At 47.4% G+C, this 18,201-nt stretch carries 13 protein-coding genes; 5 read left to right on the top strand and 8 right to left on the bottom strand.

The genetic code is table 11. The features are described from left to right. Positions 1-652 precede the first annotated feature (652 nt). The 4 genes from ilvN to CUJ83_RS15875 form a co-directional block, all read right to left on the bottom strand. A complete protein-coding gene (gene ilvN / locus CUJ83_RS04175) occupies positions 653-1,177 on the bottom strand; it encodes an acetolactate synthase small subunit (RefSeq protein ID WP_230740925.1) in 525 nt (174 codons plus the stop codon). Beyond that, a complete protein-coding gene (locus tag CUJ83_RS04170) occupies positions 1,177-2,877 on the bottom strand; it encodes an acetolactate synthase large subunit (protein WP_230740923.1) in 1,701 nt (566 codons plus the stop codon). Before CUJ83_RS04170 ends, ilvN begins: the two co-directional genes overlap by 1 nt. Positions 2,878-2,993: 116 nt before the next feature. Further along, entirely contained in the window at positions 2,994-4,502 is a 1,509-nt protein-coding gene (locus tag CUJ83_RS04165; RefSeq protein WP_369423875.1) for a (R)-citramalate synthase, read from the bottom strand. A 299-nt stretch (positions 4,503-4,801) separates the two neighbouring features. Beyond that, positions 4,802-5,719, bottom strand: coding sequence for a carboxypeptidase-like regulatory domain-containing protein (locus CUJ83_RS15875; protein ID WP_230740919.1), 918 nt, complete (start codon positions 5,717-5,719; stop codon positions 4,802-4,804). A gap of 291 nt (positions 5,720-6,010) precedes the next feature. On the opposite strand from CUJ83_RS15875, the gene CUJ83_RS04155 reads away from it, so the two are divergent. Continuing rightward, positions 6,011-6,916 (top strand): cation diffusion facilitator family transporter, encoded by a 906-nt coding sequence (locus CUJ83_RS04155; RefSeq protein ID WP_230740917.1) that lies wholly within the window; start codon positions 6,011-6,013, stop codon positions 6,914-6,916. 27 nt (positions 6,917-6,943) lie between these two features. Here CUJ83_RS04155 and aglJ read toward each other — a convergent pair whose 3' ends face one another. The 3 genes from aglJ to CUJ83_RS04140 form a co-directional block, all read right to left on the bottom strand. Continuing rightward, the gene (gene aglJ / locus CUJ83_RS04150) at positions 6,944-7,843 is read right to left on the bottom strand and encodes an S-layer glycoprotein N-glycosyltransferase AglJ (RefSeq protein WP_230740915.1); all 900 of its coding nucleotides are present in this window, start codon (positions 7,841-7,843) and stop codon (positions 6,944-6,946) included. Positions 7,844-7,854: 11 nt separating this feature from the next. Next, entirely contained in the window at positions 7,855-10,623 is a 2,769-nt protein-coding gene (locus CUJ83_RS04145) for an oligosaccharyl transferase, archaeosortase A system-associated (RefSeq protein WP_230740913.1), read from the bottom strand. 223 nt (positions 10,624-10,846) lie between these two features. Beyond that, on the bottom strand, positions 10,847-12,007 hold the full coding sequence (locus CUJ83_RS04140) for a glycosyltransferase (protein ID WP_230740911.1): 1,161 nt from the start codon (positions 12,005-12,007) through the stop codon (positions 10,847-10,849). 445 nt (positions 12,008-12,452) lie between these two features. Between CUJ83_RS04140 and CUJ83_RS04135 the strand changes: the two genes are divergently transcribed. The 4 genes from CUJ83_RS04135 to CUJ83_RS04120 are packed head-to-tail and all read left to right on the top strand — an operon-like array spanning position 12,453 to position 17,299. After that, positions 12,453-13,514, top strand: coding sequence for a glycosyltransferase family 4 protein (locus CUJ83_RS04135; protein WP_230740909.1), 1,062 nt, complete (start codon positions 12,453-12,455; stop codon positions 13,512-13,514). Continuing rightward, positions 13,511-14,656, top strand: a complete 1,146-nt coding sequence (locus CUJ83_RS04130; RefSeq protein ID WP_230740907.1) for a glycosyltransferase family 4 protein — start codon at positions 13,511-13,513, stop codon at positions 14,654-14,656. The genes CUJ83_RS04135 and CUJ83_RS04130 overlap by 4 nt, the downstream gene beginning before the upstream one ends. Positions 14,657-14,686: 30 nt before the next feature. Further along, positions 14,687-15,814, top strand: a complete 1,128-nt coding sequence (locus tag CUJ83_RS04125; protein ID WP_230740905.1) for a glycosyltransferase family 4 protein — start codon at positions 14,687-14,689, stop codon at positions 15,812-15,814. A 54-nt stretch (positions 15,815-15,868) separates the two neighbouring features. After that, on the top strand, positions 15,869-17,299 hold the full coding sequence (locus CUJ83_RS04120) for a glycosyltransferase family 39 protein (RefSeq protein ID WP_230740903.1): 1,431 nt from the start codon (positions 15,869-15,871) through the stop codon (positions 17,297-17,299). 10 nt (positions 17,300-17,309) lie between these two features. On the opposite strand, the gene CUJ83_RS04115 is transcribed toward CUJ83_RS04120, so the two are convergent. Then, entirely contained in the window at positions 17,310-18,200 is an 891-nt protein-coding gene (locus CUJ83_RS04115) for a glycosyltransferase family 2 protein (protein ID WP_230740901.1), read from the bottom strand. Between the last annotated feature and the right edge of the window lies 1 nt (position 18,201).

Below are 18,201 nucleotides of genomic sequence, written 5' to 3'. Positions count from 1 at the left end.
TAGACCTCCTATAAGAATACGGCCTTGTACCTTTCATGTTATCTTTCTCCAAACAATAATATGAAAGTACAGGGCTAAAAAATATACCCAATAATATAAAAATACAGAAAAAACGGGACAGCACCCTGCTATAAGTCAAGGAGAACACAAACCGGGATATTAAACTTTCGTGCTTTGGGGAATGTTCGTGTCTTGTTTTAGCGTTGGTGACTTAGAGAGGTTAGTGCGTTGAGCCGAGCGTTAGAGGTGTTTGTGCGTTGACGGTGATACTTGAGCCCTTTGTGGTTTGGTGAGTAAATTCTTAGTGCTTTTTGTGCTCTTAAAAAATCATATAAAAAAATTTTGTGGTTCTGTGTTTCTGTGAGGTTACGTGCCTACCTGCCATCCGACAGGCACAACCATAAAAACCATATCCTGGAAACCAGGAAGTGATCATATGTTTTTTTTCATTTTTAAAACCTGAGCAAGAACCCGCTCATCAAAGATTTCGTGGTGAAAAAAAGCTTGAAAAAAGTATTAATGTAACAGAGAATCAGGTTTTCCTTAAATTGATCACTATCTTTAGCAGCTTCTAACAATTATCAATTAAATAATGGCCAGTGTACTGGAACAAAACTGTTCTATGAAACTAAAATTAAAAAAGAAAATAAGATCATTTATCAAACTGTGTCAGTTTGACCCCTCTGACCAGAGCGACCTTACCAGTACGCACCATCTCTTTGATGCCGAACGGTCTCATAAGTTCTTCCAGAGCATCGATCTTATCGCCGCTGCCTGTTGTTTCAATGATCAGGCTCTTTGGGCTGACATCGATGATCTTCGCTCTGAAGATATCGACTATCTGTATGATCTCGGAGCGGTTGCTGGCATCTGCGGATACCTTTATCAAGGCCAGCTCTCTGTCCACAGATTCCTGGGGCGATATGTCAACGACCTTGATGACGTCTATGAGCTTGTTAAGCTGCTTCGTCACCTGCTCGATGACATTCTCGTCGCCGTGCACAACTATCGTCATACGGGATATTGTCGGGTTCTCCGTTACGCCCACTGTAAGACTGTCTATGTTATAGCCGCGCCTTGCGTAAAGGCTTGCCACCCTTGTAAGGACACCCGGCTTGTTCTCCACAAGCACTGAAAGGGTATGTGAATTCAATGCTTTTCCTGCCTCTTCAGCCATTACCTGAACCCTCCGTATTCGACGAACTCGTTGATAGCCGCACCTGCCGGCACCATCGGGAAAACGTTCTCTTCCCTGGTCACCTTAAAGTCGATGAAGACCGGCTTATCGCTCTTCAGCGCCTTCTTGATGGCATCCCTGACCTCGGACTTTTTAGTGACCTCGATGCCTTCCGCGCCATAGGCCTCTGCGACCTTGACGAAGTTCGGCTGGCCTTTCATGTTAGTGAACGAGTAGCGCCTGTTATAGAACAGCTCCTGCCATTGCCTGACCATCCCGAGGTACATGTTGTTCAGTATGGCCACCTTGACGGGGATGTCGTTCTCCACGACCGTTGCAAGCTCCTGTATGTTCATCTGGATGCTGCCGTCGCCCGCGATGTCCCAGACATCCTTATCGGGACATCCGACCTTGGCACCCATTGCTGCCGGGAATCCGTATCCCATAGTGCCCAGGCCTCCTGAGGATATGAACGTGCGCGGTTTCTTCGTTCTTATATAATGGGCCGCCCACATCTGGTTCTGCCCGACCTCGGTACAGAATATGCCGTCGCTGCAAAGCTCGTTAAGCTGCTGGACTATATACTGGGGCCTCAAGTCCTTTCCCGAGACTTCATAGTCTAGCGGGAATTCCTTTTTCCACGTCTCGATCTTCCTCATCCATTCCTGCGTCCTGGGCAGCTTGATCTTGAGCGTGGATATGAGCTTCTTGAGGATCATCTTCGCGTCGCCTACGATAGGCACATCCACCTTTACGTTCTTGCCCAGTTCGGCGGGGTCGATGTCTATGTGGATGACCTTTGCGTTCGGCGCGAAGCTCTCTATCTTGCCGGTGACCCTGTCGTCGAACCTTGCGCCTATGGCTATCAAAAGGTCCGAGTCTATGATGGCATAGTTCGCGTATCTGGTGCCGTGCATCCCCAGCATGCCAAGCGAAAGCGGATGGTCTTCGGGGAACGCGCCCTTACCCATCAACGTAGTGGTGACAGGCGCCATCAAGAGTTCTGCAAGGCTGAATATCTCATCATGAGCCCCTGATATGATGGCTCCGCCGCCGATATATAACACGGGGCGCTCAGCTTTCTCGATAAGCTCGCAGGCTTTCTTGATCTGTTTCGGGTGGCCTGCGAACGTCGGCTTATAGCTCTTGATCTCTATAGTCTCCGGATACTCGTAATTGATTATGGACGTGGAAACGTCCTTGGGTATATCCACAAGGACCGGCCCGGGCCTCCCGGTGGAGGCAATGTAAAAAGCCTCTTTTATTATCCGGGGCAGCTCCTTTGCGTCCTTGATCAGGTAATTATTCTTTGTAATGGGGATAGTGATCCCGGTGATATCCGCTTCCTGGAACGCGTCGTTCCCTATGAGGTTGGTCGCTACCTGTCCGGTGAGCGCTACCATGGGTACCGAGTCCATGTATGCGTTGGCTATTCCTGTTACTAAGTTCGTAGCCCCCGGGCCGCTGGTCGCCAGACATACGCCTGTGCGCCCCGTCGCCCTAGCATAGCCATCGGCTGCATGCGCCGCGGCCTGTTCATGCCTCACCAGTATATGACGGATGTCCGAGTCGAACAGCTCGTCATATATGGGGAGCACAACGCCACCCGGGTATCCGAAAATAGTATCGACACCCTCGTATTCGAGAGATTTGATCAGCGACTTTGCGCCGGAAAATCTCTCCGACTCCTTTGCACTCACCTGCTAACCTCCTTTAATTTTATATCACTGGAAAATGCGGCACTTGCCGCTTTCGACCTGTAAGTTTTTAAACCTATTAATAGTTTATCATTATTTTTCATATAAGACTCAACCCTTTATCTGGCCTTTGAAATGCCGTTCTTTTCCTGGATGAGCCTGTTCATGCCCTCTACGAACGCCTGTACGGATGCCATTATGATATCAGGACCTGCGCCTCTTGCGCTTATCACCTGGGTATCGCGCGACATCTTGACCCATACTTCCACTATAGCGTCCGTACCTCCGGTTATGGCCTCTACACGGTATTCATCGAGCTTTAGGTCGGCCACGCCCATTACCGATTTGCGCAAAGCGTTCAGTGCCGCATCGACCGGACCAAGCCCCACTCCCGACTCGACGATCTCCTCATCGTCTATCATGACCTTGACTGACGCTGTGGGCGTCGCCCTGTTGCCAGAGAGCACGGTACAGTCGATAAGCTTTATCCTTGCTTCCGTCTTTATGCCCAGCACGCTGTCCGCTATTGACATAAGGTCGGCGTCCGTGACCTTCTTGCCCTTATCGCCAAGATCCTTTATCTGCCTTGTGATCTCGTCGAGCTGTTTATCGGTCGCGACGAGCCCGATCTCTCTCAGCGCCATTGCCACCGACGTCCTTCCGGCATGCTTTCCAAGCACTATCTGCCTTTTACGCCCTATGATCTCCGGGGTTATGGGCTCATATGTCATGGTGTTAGCCATCAGGCCATGCGTATGGATACCAGACTCGTGCATGAAAGCGTTATCCCCCACAAGCGATTTGTTTGGCGCCAGCGGGATGCCCATGAGCCTGCTAACGAGCTTTGACGTCGGATACAGGTTTTCCGTCACTATCTTAGTGTTAACGCCGTACAGCGACTTTAATACCATGACGACCTCTTCGAGCGCCGTATTGCCGGCTCTCTCCCCGATGCCGTTTATGGTCACATGCGCCTGTGCAGCTCCGCCTCTCAGTGCCGCTACGGTATTCGCCGTCGCCAGCCCTAAGTCATCATGGCAGTGGATGCTGATCGGTGCTTTTAGCCCGGAAGACAGCTTTGAGAATATGTCATATGTCATCTCCGGGCGGAGCACACCGACGGTGTCGCAAAAACATAGCCTGTCTGCGCCCGCGTCCACTCCCGCCTTATATAACGACGCAAGATAATCGAGGTCAGCCCTTGACGCGTCCTCGCCTGAAAGCTCCACTATCAGTCCGTGTCTTTTGGCATACTCGACCATGTCGACGGCCATCTGTTTTACGGTCTCGCGGTCCTTTTTAAGCTTCTCATTTATGTGAAGGTCCGAGACTGATACGACAAGATGTACCGAATCTACCTCGCATTCGAGGGCATAATCGACGTCTGTCTTTAAACAACGAGCAAAACTACAGATCTCGGCTTTCAAACCCTCCTTAACGACGGCTTTAATGCCTTTACGCTCGCCTTCGGACGTTATCGCAGAACCAGCCTCTATCACGTCCACGCCCAGGGAGTCCAGGTTCTTTGCGATCCAGACCTTTTCCTCGGGCTCCAGGCTTACGCCGGGGGTTTGTTCGCCATCTCTCAATGTGGTGTCAAAGAATCTGACATCACCAAATAAAACGATTCCTTCTAAACATGGTTTATCACTAAGGTAATTCTATTTATTATACTTTAACCTTTGGGTTTCGGCATTTCTTTCTATTATATCTGGATGCCATAATGAACAAGGGGCTATCTCACAAGTCGTTATATGCCGCATGTAAAAATTTTCTGAAGTTATAAGGGCTCCAAAGCCCTTAGAATTCTTACACAAAGGCAATTGGCCGGAAGACACGAAGATCTCTGTTTAATTATAGGGCTATGCCATAAGTTATTCATGGCTTTTTTCTAAAATTCGTAGTGCTAAGAGCTTTGTAATACTTATTACTGCCCTTCTTTTTTGCGTCTCTCTTTTTGCCTCTGGAGCCATTCATATATGACCGTAAGGCTCACAATGACGGCCACTGTCGATGAGATAAAGGCAACGCATGCCTGAGGGCTTGTCAATAGATTTAACCATCCCTGTACTGCTGATGGTTCGGGCGAAGGTGTTGGTGTTGTTGTAGCTGCTACATATTTTTCAAGCTTAATATCCGATAATACCTGATCTCCGTCGATCCTGTCCAGGTCCAGGTATGCTGGTTTATAGCCTGTCGCCTTGACTGTGATCGAGTATTTGTCCGGGTACATTTTATCCAGCTTGAAGGAACCATATTCATCGGTGACTGCGGTCGGGTACTGTTTATCATATGTCTTTGAGACTATGATAACTTCTGCCCCGACGACCGGATTGTTTGTGACAGCATCCAGTATCGTGCCTTTTATGCTTGCTGTCTCGGGAGGTAATGGTGTCGGCGTAGGTGTCTGGATAACTGTGAACGTACCTTCCCTGGAATCTATCAGGGAACCGTTCTCATATGCCATGAACCCAAAATTCACTATCTGCCCTGTCTCGGCGATGATCGGATTAGTCGATACCTTCCTGTTCTCTCCCGCCTTGATTGGTATGATATTGACGTTAGACCTGTCATCTATGTATGCATGGACTTCTATCGGCCCGCCCGAATTATTGACCATTATGGTGACATGGTCGATCTCCCATTTCGGGCTGGAAAAGACCTGTCGCAGCGGCTGCTCCGGGGTGATCGTGGGAGAGGGGCTTACATCGGTAAGATTGGCTGATATGGTGGGGCTGCCGCTTGCTGCAATAGCATTGCAGGCTAACGGTATAATTACAAAAATGATTATGAATATCATACCTGTCAGTGATGATATTAATTTTTTTACGCCAGGGCCCTTCACAGATATCCCGTCCGTATTGAATGGGTGTTATAATGTATTAATATTGTTAGTTTGAATTTTTATAGATTTATAATTACTCGGAGAGCGCTTAGTGAGACACTATCCTCGTATTGCTTTCGCTTTTAAGCATTTATTAAAAGATATACTTTTTCATATGGTCTTAGTAAGTGAGAGTTTATAGGGCACTCTGTCAAATAAAGCTTATCGTCGATTTATCGCCAAAATTATTCGCATTATTTAAAAACGGTATAATATATAGTTTAAGAAAATATATTATATACAGGGCTGTTAATGAACTTTAAAATCCCCGATCTACCTCAATATTACAGGCAGGTTCGTTTTGTCCTTATCATAACCTTATTTTTAAATCTATTTGTATCGATTGCAAAGCTTATCGTGGGGTATATGGCTAACAGCATGAGCCTTATAGCGGACGGGATCCATTCTTTTTCAGACGGGATGTCCAATATTACCGGACTCATCGGGATATCACTTGCATCACGCCCGCGTGATGCGACGCATCCCTATGGCCATCAAAAGTTCGAGACTATCGCCGCCCTTGCCATATCAATTATGCTCGTGCTCGTATCATTGAACATACTTTACTCGGCAATAAATCGGCTGATGAACCCTGTATCCCCCGATGTCACCATTATCAGCTTTGCAGTGATAATATTCACCATAATCGTTAACGTGTTCGTAAGCAGGTATGAGTTCAAGGAGGGGACGAGGCTAAAAAGTGATATTTTACTGTCGGATTCCGCACATACGGGAAGTGACGTTCTTGTATCCTTGACGGTCCTGATATCACTTATCGCATCATACTTCGGGTTCTCGTTACTTGATTCGATAGCGTCTCTGCTAATCGCGCTGTTGATATTGAAAGTGGCATTTCAGATTTTTACAAAGAACGCCCATATATTGACGGACCATGCAGTGCTTAACCCGGAAGATATAGAAAGGCTGGTATCAGACGCTCCCGGTGTGAAGACCTGCCATAATATCCGGACGAGGGGCATGGAAGACCATATTTTTGTGGACCTGCATTTGACGCTTTCCGGGAATACTACAGTTTTCAGGCAGCATGAGATAGTCCATCATGTGGAGGATAAGATAAAAACGCATATCCCCGGAGTAAAAGAAGTATACATTCATATCGAGCCGGTGGAAACGGAATTATGGCCCGAAAAAGATTAAAAATGTCCGGGTGATCCTGTCGGGGGATCACTGTCTTCTTAATTCTCTCAGCATCTCCCGCTGTGTCTGGACGATAAGATCTCCCAGATATCCCAGGATAAATAGCTGTATTCCCGTCAGAATCAGAAGAGCGACCAGTATCGTCATCGGGAAGTGATTTATTCCTTTAAACCAGTCTATGACGACATATACTCCTGTAAGTCCGCCTGCGGTCATGAAAAGCATGCCCATTATGTTAAAATAAAGTAACGGATTATAGGTCTTGCCCAGCTTGTAAATGGTATATCCTATCTTGAAGCCGTCCTCGAGAGGATTTAGCTTGGTCACCGCGCCCGGAGCCCTGGCCAGGTATGTTATGGGGACCTCGTACAACTTCAGGTCTTTCTTAACGCTTTCGACTGTAAGCTCGGCCTCGATGCCAAACCCTGACTGGTTTAGATGGACATTTTTTAACGCTTTTTTACTGAAGGCCCTGTAACCGGTCAGTATGTCATTCAGCTTCACATGATACTCAAGATTGAACGCGAAGTTCAGTATCTTGTTCCCTAACAGGTTTAAGCGGGTAAACGCGCCTTTTTCGAACTTGGCCAGCCTGTTCCCCATGACATGGTCCGCCAGCCCGTCCCTTATCGGTGATATAAGCCTGCCCACCTCTTCGGGCAGATAGGTCCCATCACCGTCTATCATGACGGTGATGTCCTTCTGTATGATGTTGAACGACTGCTGTACCGCAGCCCCTTTGCCTTTCCCTGTCTGGATGACGACACGCGCTCCGGCTTTTTCAGCCTCTTTAACCGTATCGTCGACGCTATTACCGTCTATGACAAGGATGTCGTCGTATCCCAGCTTTTTAAAGTCGGTTACGAGCTTTCCTATTGTCTTCCCTTCATTCAGGGTAGGGATAAGGATGCATACATCGTCGTTCATACTTATCCTGTCTAGGCAACCTCTATTGTTCCGCCGTTCATAACGGCGTCTTCCGATACGTCAACGGTCTTGACGACACCGTCATACTCTATGGTATATTTCGATATTGGGAATACATCATAGGAGTACCCGGCTCCTTTCATATCCTCTGTAGGATAAGGCACTACGAAGGAGAACTTACCATCCTTAACGATACCGTTCTGGACATAGGTGAATTCCCTCTCTCCAGTCTTTAATGTTAATGAAAGGTTTACCTGCGCCCCTTCCGGTGCGCTTCCGGTTATCGTTGCACCATTGACCTTTTCAAACACCTTTACCCATTTTGCAGGAGGCTTGGCGTCATAAACGAACTGTGTTCCCTGCGCGTTAATGAATGCCGGTTGTATGGCCTGGAGATACAGGTCGTTAGCCTCTGTGAAGTTGCTTCTTCCGATCTGTGCGTTGGGTATTAGCTGGCCTGTCTCGACATCCCCGAGCTTGAACGTGACTATGTAATTGCCCGCGGACTCGTATACGAGCCTGTAGTGGCTAAGGCCGTTACAGTCGTCATAGTATAGCTTGTTCATCATGGAGTTATAGAATTTCTCCGAGTCCAGGTATAACTTAATGTCCATTGTTCCCGCGGAGTTCAGAGGTACGGTAACGATCTTATCCCATCCCGAAGTATCGTTCGCCCATGTCTGGATGGCATAGTATTTTCCGGTCGCCATTTCATTGTCTATGACGACGTATCTGGAACCCATACTGTCAAGGTTCTCGACGCTCTCGTCCTCGGTCTGTGCTATGAAGAACTTAGCGGAACCGTATGTCTTGTTCTCTTCGAGGATCCCATGCTGGAACGGGTTCGCGTTGGGTATCCTGTTCGCCACGTATGTGATAATATGGCCATAGTCCCACCAGCTCATAACGCCGTATGCGCTGGATGGGTAATCAAATCTATCGATCGAACTCGCAGGCTGTTCATACATACCATTTGCAAAGTCAAAGCCGGCCGATATCGTATTGCCCTGCGGGTCAGGAGTGTGTTCTTTCATCCATGTCAGCGTGTCATACCACTCATATCCCATGCCAGGGCCGTATTTCGCCTGTTCCAGCGTAATGCTCATCCCCAGCGGTGTCGCGGGGAAGATCGCCACGAAAAGCATTATCAGGATCACGAGTACGGGGCCTACCTTAGCGTTCTTGGTCAGGAAATTGGGAATATCGTTGATGTTTTTAACTTTCTTCCCGAACATCTCCTTGATCTTGAAATAGCCTGTTTTTTCCAGGAGCAGGTAGCCAAAGTAACCTGTGAGCAATGCCGCGTTAATTGCGAAATAGTACGCAAAACGGTTTTGCGAGAACAGTGCCCAGAGCATTATGATGTTCCATACCAGGAACATTAGCTCTGCAGGCCTGTTGTGTTTATATACCCTGTATGCGAGCATCGGTATCGCTACAAGGGTGATCAGGAACGTCCAGTCGAACATTGTCCAGATCGATAAGAGCGAGAACTGTCCATAGCTGTTCAGATATGTGGGCCTTACTTCTGCAACTGTGAGCATACCGCTGTTAGGTGCAAAGACATTAAATCCGGCCATTATGAGCTCGAACAACTGGAAGCTTGCAATGTAGATCACGAGCAATCCTGCGATCGCTATGCCTGCAAGCGTTATCGGAAATACCCATTTCTCTGCATTGTTCCTGTCAAGTACCCTGGATACGGTGTATATCGCTGCTATGCCTGCAAGTGCCATGCATAATATTACCGGCTGGGTGATCGAGTAATTCATTAACAGGAACTTGAATTCCATCAATGAGTACGGCAAGACCATGATCGTCGGCACAAGGTACATTACTGCTGCAACGATAAGCGCACGGTCAAGCGATTTGCCTTTCATGTGGTCTACGACCGACTCTATGGTGAAATATATGAACAGCATAAAGCCCAGAAGTAAAGCTCCCGGCCAGGTCAGCAGGTAGCATCCGAAGGATATCCCCGCAAGGAAAGCGAAGAATAATGGCTTTTTGATCTTATCGTATTCTTTATTTTTTATCTGGTCAAGGCTTAAGGATGACTTCTTAGCCGCATCAAGCGCATAAACCAGGAACGCTATGGTCGTAGTAGCGAACAGGACCTCTGCAATGTGGTGGTCCGTGAATCCCAGCATCGACCTTCCCAGGAACTGTCCCGGCAGGAAGGCCAGCGTAAGGGCCGCGAAAATGCCTGCCTCTTTACTGAATAGTTTCTTGCCGATGTAGTAAGTCGGTATGGCGCAAAGTGCTCCCAGCACTGCCGGGAAAAACGCTCCTACCGTGTCAATAAGCTGCGGGCTCGGGCTTCCAAGTCCCAGCACTATCGAGGTGAACGCTATCATCAGGGTGAATAGCGGGCCAAAGTGTACTGTGCTTCCGTACGGGTAGTGAGTGAACGGATCATAGAATATCCTGAACGGGAAATGAGCGACGGTGTTATGCACCAGTCTCATGTGATAGACCGCATCATCCTGAGCGAAGTTTACATAGTTGCCAGCCCAGGTTGTGAATATCGTATCGTATGACGGTACTATCCTTATATACAGCATGATCGCTATTATGGCTGTAAGCGCAATTGTGTAAACAGAAATTTTTGACTTAATGAGATCCAGGACCGAACTCGCTGGTCTTTCTTCAATCTTATTTTCTAATTGTACAACAGTTTCCTGCAGGGTATTTTCGACTTCGACAGGCTTAATGTCCGTCTTAACGGTCTTTATTTCCGCCTTAGACGCCGAAGTCTTTTTCTTAGATGACTTTGCCATCGGCTCACCTCTATTATAGGTATGCGTGAATGAACTCTATTTTACATATACCTTTCGTGTACAAACCCTATATCGTAATATTACAATATGGGTCGTCGTTGTCTTCCTAAGTACTCGTTATATGATCTATAGTTCGCGAATATAATATTCGAATATTAGTATTTGGCTTTATTTTTTACTCAATTATTGGAGCTTTTTTAAACAGCATGATATGCGGACATATTCAAATTATTTTAGAAATTATCTCCGCATATTTATCCATTATATCGTCCCATCCTCTTTTAGGGGGCTCGAACTCACCGGGCTTTTCATTATATATGCGTACTATGGCGTCCTTTATTGCAGAATCGTCTGCCGGCGGGATGAAATATGTTCCATCATATTCCGACATGGACTCCTGCAAACCGCCCACCTTTGATACGATGATCGGCTTTTTAAATGACATCGCCAGGTGAGCAACGGCGCTTTGCGACGCCCTGAGATATGGCAATACTACCACATCGGACGCCGAGAAGTACAATGAGACTTCGCTGTCCGGAATATACTTATCTATAAGTGTGATCCGGTCTACATACCTGGAAGAAGCTATGGCGTTCTCGACAGATTCCCTGTCCTCCCATATCTCTCCCACTATAAGCAGCCTTGACCTTTTTGCGACTTCCTCCGGTAATTCCCCGAACGCCTTTACCAGGTAAGGGATACCTTTATACGGTCTTATCAGGCCGAATGATAATATGACGTACTCCCCGTTGAGCCCGAGATTTTGTCTCGATTCCTCTTTGCTCATGCCGTTAATATGATGGTCGAACAGTCCGAGTGGCACTACATGGATCCTGTCGCAAGGGATCCTGTATTTAGCCGCTATAAGCTTTTTATCAGATTCGGAATGCGTCACGTACATGTCAGCCCGCTTCACCAGCAGCCTTCCCATGATCCTCGAATAGATCTTGATAGGCAATATGGACTCTTCCAGCGGGTCCACGACCTCGTGGAATTCCACTATAACCTTTGATCTCACCCGGATGGAGTTTATCAGGCTTATTAAAAGATGCATGTGCGCCACTGATGACGTCCACCATTGCATGATGATGACATCCGGCTTCTCTCTCTTTAAGAATTTAGAAGCCCTGTACCAGGTCACGGGGTTGTTATAATCCATTCCGTCAAATAATGTCACGCTGCTATCATATTCGACGTCCGACAGGTCCTTGCCGACGTGTTTGCTGCCGGGGAACAGGAATCTTGGGAGCAGGTTACGAAAACAGAGCACGGATACTGAGTATGAGCTCGATAAGCAGTTCGCAAGCCTGATATTGTAATAGCTGATACCGCTTAAGAATTTTTTAGAAGGGCCTATGACACATACGTTTGTTTTTTTCTTCATCTAAATCACGAGCGTGCTCCAAATTGCGTAATCCTTCTAGTAAGCTTTTAAATTATAACTCTTTTGGAAGTCATAATATTTGAGTATATCATCGATCGAAATGATCTCCATACTATACGGGACTCTATACCGGACTTAAAGATAATTCTTTATCTATACGGCTCAAAAGTACTTCAAAGATATCAACATTACTCTAAAAAAGGCGTTGGATATTTGAGAGGTCCTTTGAGTATTTGAGATGACGATACATCATATTCATTTACTGCAATAATCCTCCCCATCATATACACTCCCATCGACGATGATCATATAGACAAGTGAACTAAAGGCGCATTGCAATTAGTGATACATGGCTCCGGAGCAGGTTCCGAAATATATTTAACCGCTATGGAGAAATGGATAGCAGGCCTTTAAATATTTTTAGGCCTTAAAAGGTAGTCGGATCATGAAGATAATACAGGTATGTCCCAGGTATAGCCCGTATATAGGAGGCGTCGAGACACATGTGGCGGAGATCTCCGGAAGGCTTGCGAAAAATGGGCACGATGTCACTGTTGTAACTACCGACCCGTCCGGGAAACTCAAAAAGGCTGAAACCGTTGACGGCATCAAAATAGTACGGTTCCCGGCATTTGCACCTGGCGATGCGTATTATATCTCACCATCAATATACTCATATATAAAGCGGTCCGGAAAGAGCGATGTCGTGCACGCCCACGGGTATCATGCATTCCCCGCATTGTTCGCTTCTTTATCGACTTCGTCAAAATTCCTGTTCACTCCGCATTACCACGGTAAGGGGCACACAATGATCCGCGATATGCTTCTCCGGCCATACAGGCTTTTAGGTGACAGGATATTCAAAAAAGCAGATACGGTCATTTGCGTTTCCGAGTACGAAAAAAGCCTGGTCTGTAACGACTTTGGCCAATACTGTAAAAAGGCTGTAGTTATTCCCAACGGTGTAAATAAACGGGAGTTTAAGTCTTTAGTCCCAAATAAGAAGGACTCTAGAGTAATATTATATGTCGGAAGGCTTGAGGAATATAAAGGCATACAATACGTGATACGCGCTTTACCGTACCTTGACGGTCACAGGCTGGTCATGATAGGAAGAGGGCCTTACGGCGAAACGCTCTCGGGGATAGCGAAGGATGAAGGGGTGTCCGACCGGATAACTCACCTCGAAGGTCTTTCCAGGGAAGAGCTTTTAAGATGGTATGCTACCGCGGACGTATTTGTCATGCTTTCCGGGCACGAGGCTTACGGGATCACGGTCGCAGAGGCCCTTTCAGCCGGAGTGCCTTGCGTGGTCGCAAAAACGTCGGCATTATCTGAATTCATAGACGGCTCGTCTTGCAGGGGCGTAGACCTGCCCGTAGAAGCCGAACATCTGGCCGCAGAGATAAAAGCCGCAAAATTCGAGGGCTCCGGAGCTAAAAAGATAATGGACTGGGATGAGGTCGTGGATAAGCTGTTAAATGTATATGCCGGTGATCGATCATGAAAGTCGCCATTGTAGTACCGTATTTCACTCCTTTTGTCAGGGGCAATGAGTTTGAGCTTGCTACATGGCTCGCCCGACAAGGCATCGATGTCACCGTGCTGACATCGAAAGGCAAGGCTCCCAGAGAAAAAATGGTTTTAAAGGACGGAGAGTTACAGGGGTCACAAACATTCCGCATTAAATACCTGCCCACAGTCTTTGACGTCGGAGAAATACCGTTCACTCCCACCGTATTCTTAGAAGTGCTAAAAGGCGGCTATGACGCGCTGCTTTTACAGGAAGATTACCAGTCAATATGCCATCTGGCTTACATAGCGGCCAGGATCAAGAAAATACCGACGGTGCTATCCACAGAGCGCACATACCATCCTGAAAACTATAAGCGTAATGTACTGGGAATATTCGATGCCACTTTTAATAAGATGGTCAGGAACGGGACGACTGTATATACTGCTCACTGCAGGGCTGCCAGGGATTTCATGCAAAGCGAGATCGGAGTTGCCGAAGGCAGAATGCGTGTCATCCCTATAGGCGTCGATACCAGATTTTTTAAACCTTATCATGGGGATTCCCCTCTGACAGAGGGAGAGTTCAGGATCCTTTCGGTCGCCAGGCTTCATCCGTATAAAGGGCTGGACCATCTTATCAGAGCAATGAGCATCGTTAAAAAAGAGTGCCCCGGCGCTATGCTCTATTTAAAAGGGCGTGGCCCTTCGGAAAAAGACCTAAAGGCCCTTGTAAGCGAATTAAACCTGGGGGATTCAGTACGGTTTTTGGATAAGCCTCTCCCGTATGAGAATATGCCCCTGGTATACTCGGGGGCGGACGTATATGTACAGCCAAGCGTGATAGAGCCGTTCGGATGCGCCGTTACGGAAGCGATGGCGTGCGGGAAGCCTACGATATGCAGCAGGATAGGCGGCATGATGGATACCGTGGAAGATGGTGTGACAGGCTACCTTGTAGCGCCTGCAAACCATGAGGAGATCGCGGAAAAATTGATCCGTATGGTAAAAGACCGGGCGATGCTTAATCGCATGGGTGATAATGCGCGTAAGAGGGCGGAGGAAAAGTTCGACTGGTCGGTAGTCTCAAAACAATACCTGCAGATCATCGAAGACATCAGCGAACATAAGGGCTGAGCAGGCCAAGAAACTATAGAGGTTATGCGGATGGACATAGCGCTGGTCACAACAAGGCTGACAGAACACGATGCTCAGGGAAATTTCACGATAGCTACGGCATCAGCTCTAAAAAGCCGCTGCGATGGCAGGGTCGATATCTACACATTCGCGTACGAGCGGCCTTATACGGGGGACATAGGCGTCCATTATCTCTCAGGAAATAACTCTCACAGTATTTTATCGAACGTAAAAGCGGCATTTAACACGTTCCGGAACGCGCGGGAACTATCCGGATATGACGTACTTCTTTTGATAGGCCCCGACATTGGATCTATTCCTGCGGTCCATCTTGCGAAGCGGTATAATCCTGCGCTTAAATTGTTATGGGTATATCACGGCCAGACACCTGCCGTATTTCTGCCCGGGATAAAAGAGCGTTTACTTATGAGGGCAAGAAAGGCCGCATATCTATTCTCGATGAAAAGAAGCGATCTTGTCCAGGCGGACAGTGAGTATATATCAAGTGAACTATCGGGCTTCGGCGTAGATCCCGCACGTATCATAGCTATGCCTATCGGGGTGGATATCTCGAGATTTTCCTCCGGCAAAGGAGATATGGTGAGGGAAAAATACGGTATAGGTGGCAGGTTCTTAATTCTATATGTGGGAAGGCTCGCCGCACTAAAAAGAGTGGACGAGCTGATAAGGGCAGTATCAATGATGGCGGATGATGCCAGCCTCATCATCGTGGGCGGGGGGCCCGAAAGGCCTGCCCTGGAATCTCTTTCAAAAGAGCTTAATGTGGACGGCCGTGTGAAATTCGCCGGACGCGTCGGTGATGATGAGCTGCCGGATTATTATGCGGCATGCGACGTATGGGCTACCGCCAGCAGGCATGAAGGCTTTTGTGTCCCGATAATAGAAGCGATGGCATCAGAGAAGCCCGTCGTTGTCCCCGGCGTGACTGCAATGCCGGAGACCGCCGGCGCGGCCGGGCTTGTCTACACACCGGGAGACCTGGACGCTCTCGCGGCCCATATTAAAAGACTGATGGGCGACAGGGAACTATACCTGTCTTTGTGCCGTGCCGCGGCGGAAAGGGCGTCTTACTTTGAGATGTCAACGGTCCTGAGCAGGTATGTCGACATGGTCATCGGCTTAGGAAAAGGGAAATAGTGCCCGCGGGCCAAACCATAACTATTTAAATAAGCTTCGATCTATTAGAACTGCATGACGCTGCGGGATAATGAGCGAATTGTCACAAAAATAAAAAACGTCCTTGAAAGAAGGGAGACATACTTCATATTCTTTATAATGTGCGTGGTGTACCTGTCTAATTGTTTTAACTATATGAGCTCCACGGACACGATACCTGCGATCCTGCTGCCGTTCAGCATTCTAGACCAGCATAACATATATCTGGATAATTTCATTGACTATTATAACAATTCCAGCAACTGGTGGGGGACATATTTCTTTACCGAGTCACGCGGCCATTGGGTCTCATCATATCCCATAGTTGCGCCTTTGCTGGCTACGCCGCTATACCTATTGCCCTATATTTTTACGAAGCTTATGGGAATACCTGTAGATATGGGAAACACTACGTTCTTTTTAATGGTATATGCCATGGAAAAGATAAGCGCGGCAGTGATAGCAGCCTTATCGGGCGTAGTCTTCTACCTGCTATTAAGAGAGCTATTTGATAAAAAAGTGGCTTTGATAGGCGTTTTCCTGTACGCGTTCGCCACCAGCACCTGGACTATAGGCAGCCAGGGAATGTGGCAGCACGGGACCTCCGAGCTATTATTATGTTTAATACTGCTGCTGCTGGTTAAGAATATCAAAGTCCCGAAGGGAATTAGTTACGTATACCTGGGTATTTTAAGCGGGCTGCTGGTCTTTAACAGGCCAACTAACGCGATATTGCTATTACCTGTACTATACTATCTGTTAAAAAGTAGCCGGGATAATATTTTAAGGTACGGTATATCTCTTGCTGCGGTCTCCGTTCCTTTCCTCGCATATAACCTGTATTTCTTCGGCGGGCTGTTCGGGGGATACGGGGGGCTTACGTCATTGTATAGCTTTGACCCGGAAGCAATGACGAGACTCGCAGGCCTTTTGATTAGTCCCAGCAGGGGACTGTTCATATACACTCCCATAGCATTGCTTGCCATTCCCGGTTTCTTCTACGTTAAAAAAATAAAGGAAGACAGGATCAGGAACGTCTTTTATCTGGGAGGTCTTGCGGTCGCCCTGACGACGTTGATGTATAGCTTTTACGAGTTCTGGTGGGGCGGAGGGTGCTACGGCCCCAGGTTCTTCACGGACATAATACCGCTCATCGTGATATTCGTAATGTTCTTCGTGAACGATGTGCTTCAAAATAGGGGCGACGGCCATAAAAATGTCCTGATAGGAGCGGTCTTACTGCTCCTGGCTGCTTCGGTCCTCGTGCAGGTCATAGGGGCGCATCTCTACCCTGTTTACGGGTTCCAGTGGGGACACGGAGAGACCATAACGTTTGACGACCAGAGCAAACTATGGGACTGGAGCGACACGCAGATATCACAAAGCCTTGACGGGCTGTTCAATAGCTCTAACAAAGGGTACAGGATAAACATAGATAATGGGACGGTGTCCGTCTCAAAAGGCTAGATGCATCATGTCATAGCCTGCCATATTTTCCCGTCAGATGATCTTTTATTCCCTTTAATATGTACCTGCTTTTCGTGGTCTCTCCCCTCGCCATATGTAATATAAACGCGGCAGTATACTGTAAGAAAAATTTAGGGTAAAATACCATCTTATGGTACCATTTTCCGTTCCTCTTGATGAACAGGAGTATGTTCCTTGAGATGTAATAATAGTTCGAATCTTTTGTCTTTTTTACGGAAATGCCGGATTTGTGGAGTATCTTAGCGTCGCAGTTGACTACCGATAAATATCCCTCTTTTTGTGCCCTGACGTTCCAGTCGGCATCCTCAAAATACAGGAAGTAATCCGTAGTCAGCAGCCCGATCTTTTCAATGACCTCTGCTTTGATCAATAAAGCGCATCCTGACACGAAATCGACCTTTTTGGTCCCCTTATAGATTTCTTCCGGGTCAAGCTCGCCTAAATTTATAATCGAACCCGTGAACATGTTGTTCTTGCCGCCGGCAGCCCATATCTTACCCGGATGGCTGTAGAAGCATATCTTCGGGCCTGCTATGCCTATTTTCGAGTCGCTTTCCGCCACCGATACCAGGCCGCTTAAAAAATCCGGTTCTACGACAGTATCGTTATTTAACAGGAGCACATAATCCGTTCCTTTTTTTAGCGCATAGCGTATGCCGACATTGTTACCTTCAGCGAAACCAAGGTTCTCGTCATTGAATATCTTGACGATGTCCGGATATTTTTCAGCAAAGTAATCCTGCGAACCATCAGTCGATGCGTTATCAACGAGTATGATCTCATGGTCAGGGAAAGTAATATGGCTTAATGACCTAAGGCATTCGACGGTATCGTCCTTACCGTTCCAGTTAAGCAGGATTATTGAAACATGAGGCGCCATA

The sequence above is a fragment of the Methanooceanicella nereidis genome, from assembly GCF_021023085.1.
Taxonomy (GTDB): domain Archaea; phylum Halobacteriota; class Methanocellia; order Methanocellales; family Methanocellaceae; genus Methanooceanicella; species Methanooceanicella nereidis.
Note: the sequence above shows the minus strand (reverse complement) of the source record. Positions and strands in the feature narration are given on the sequence as shown.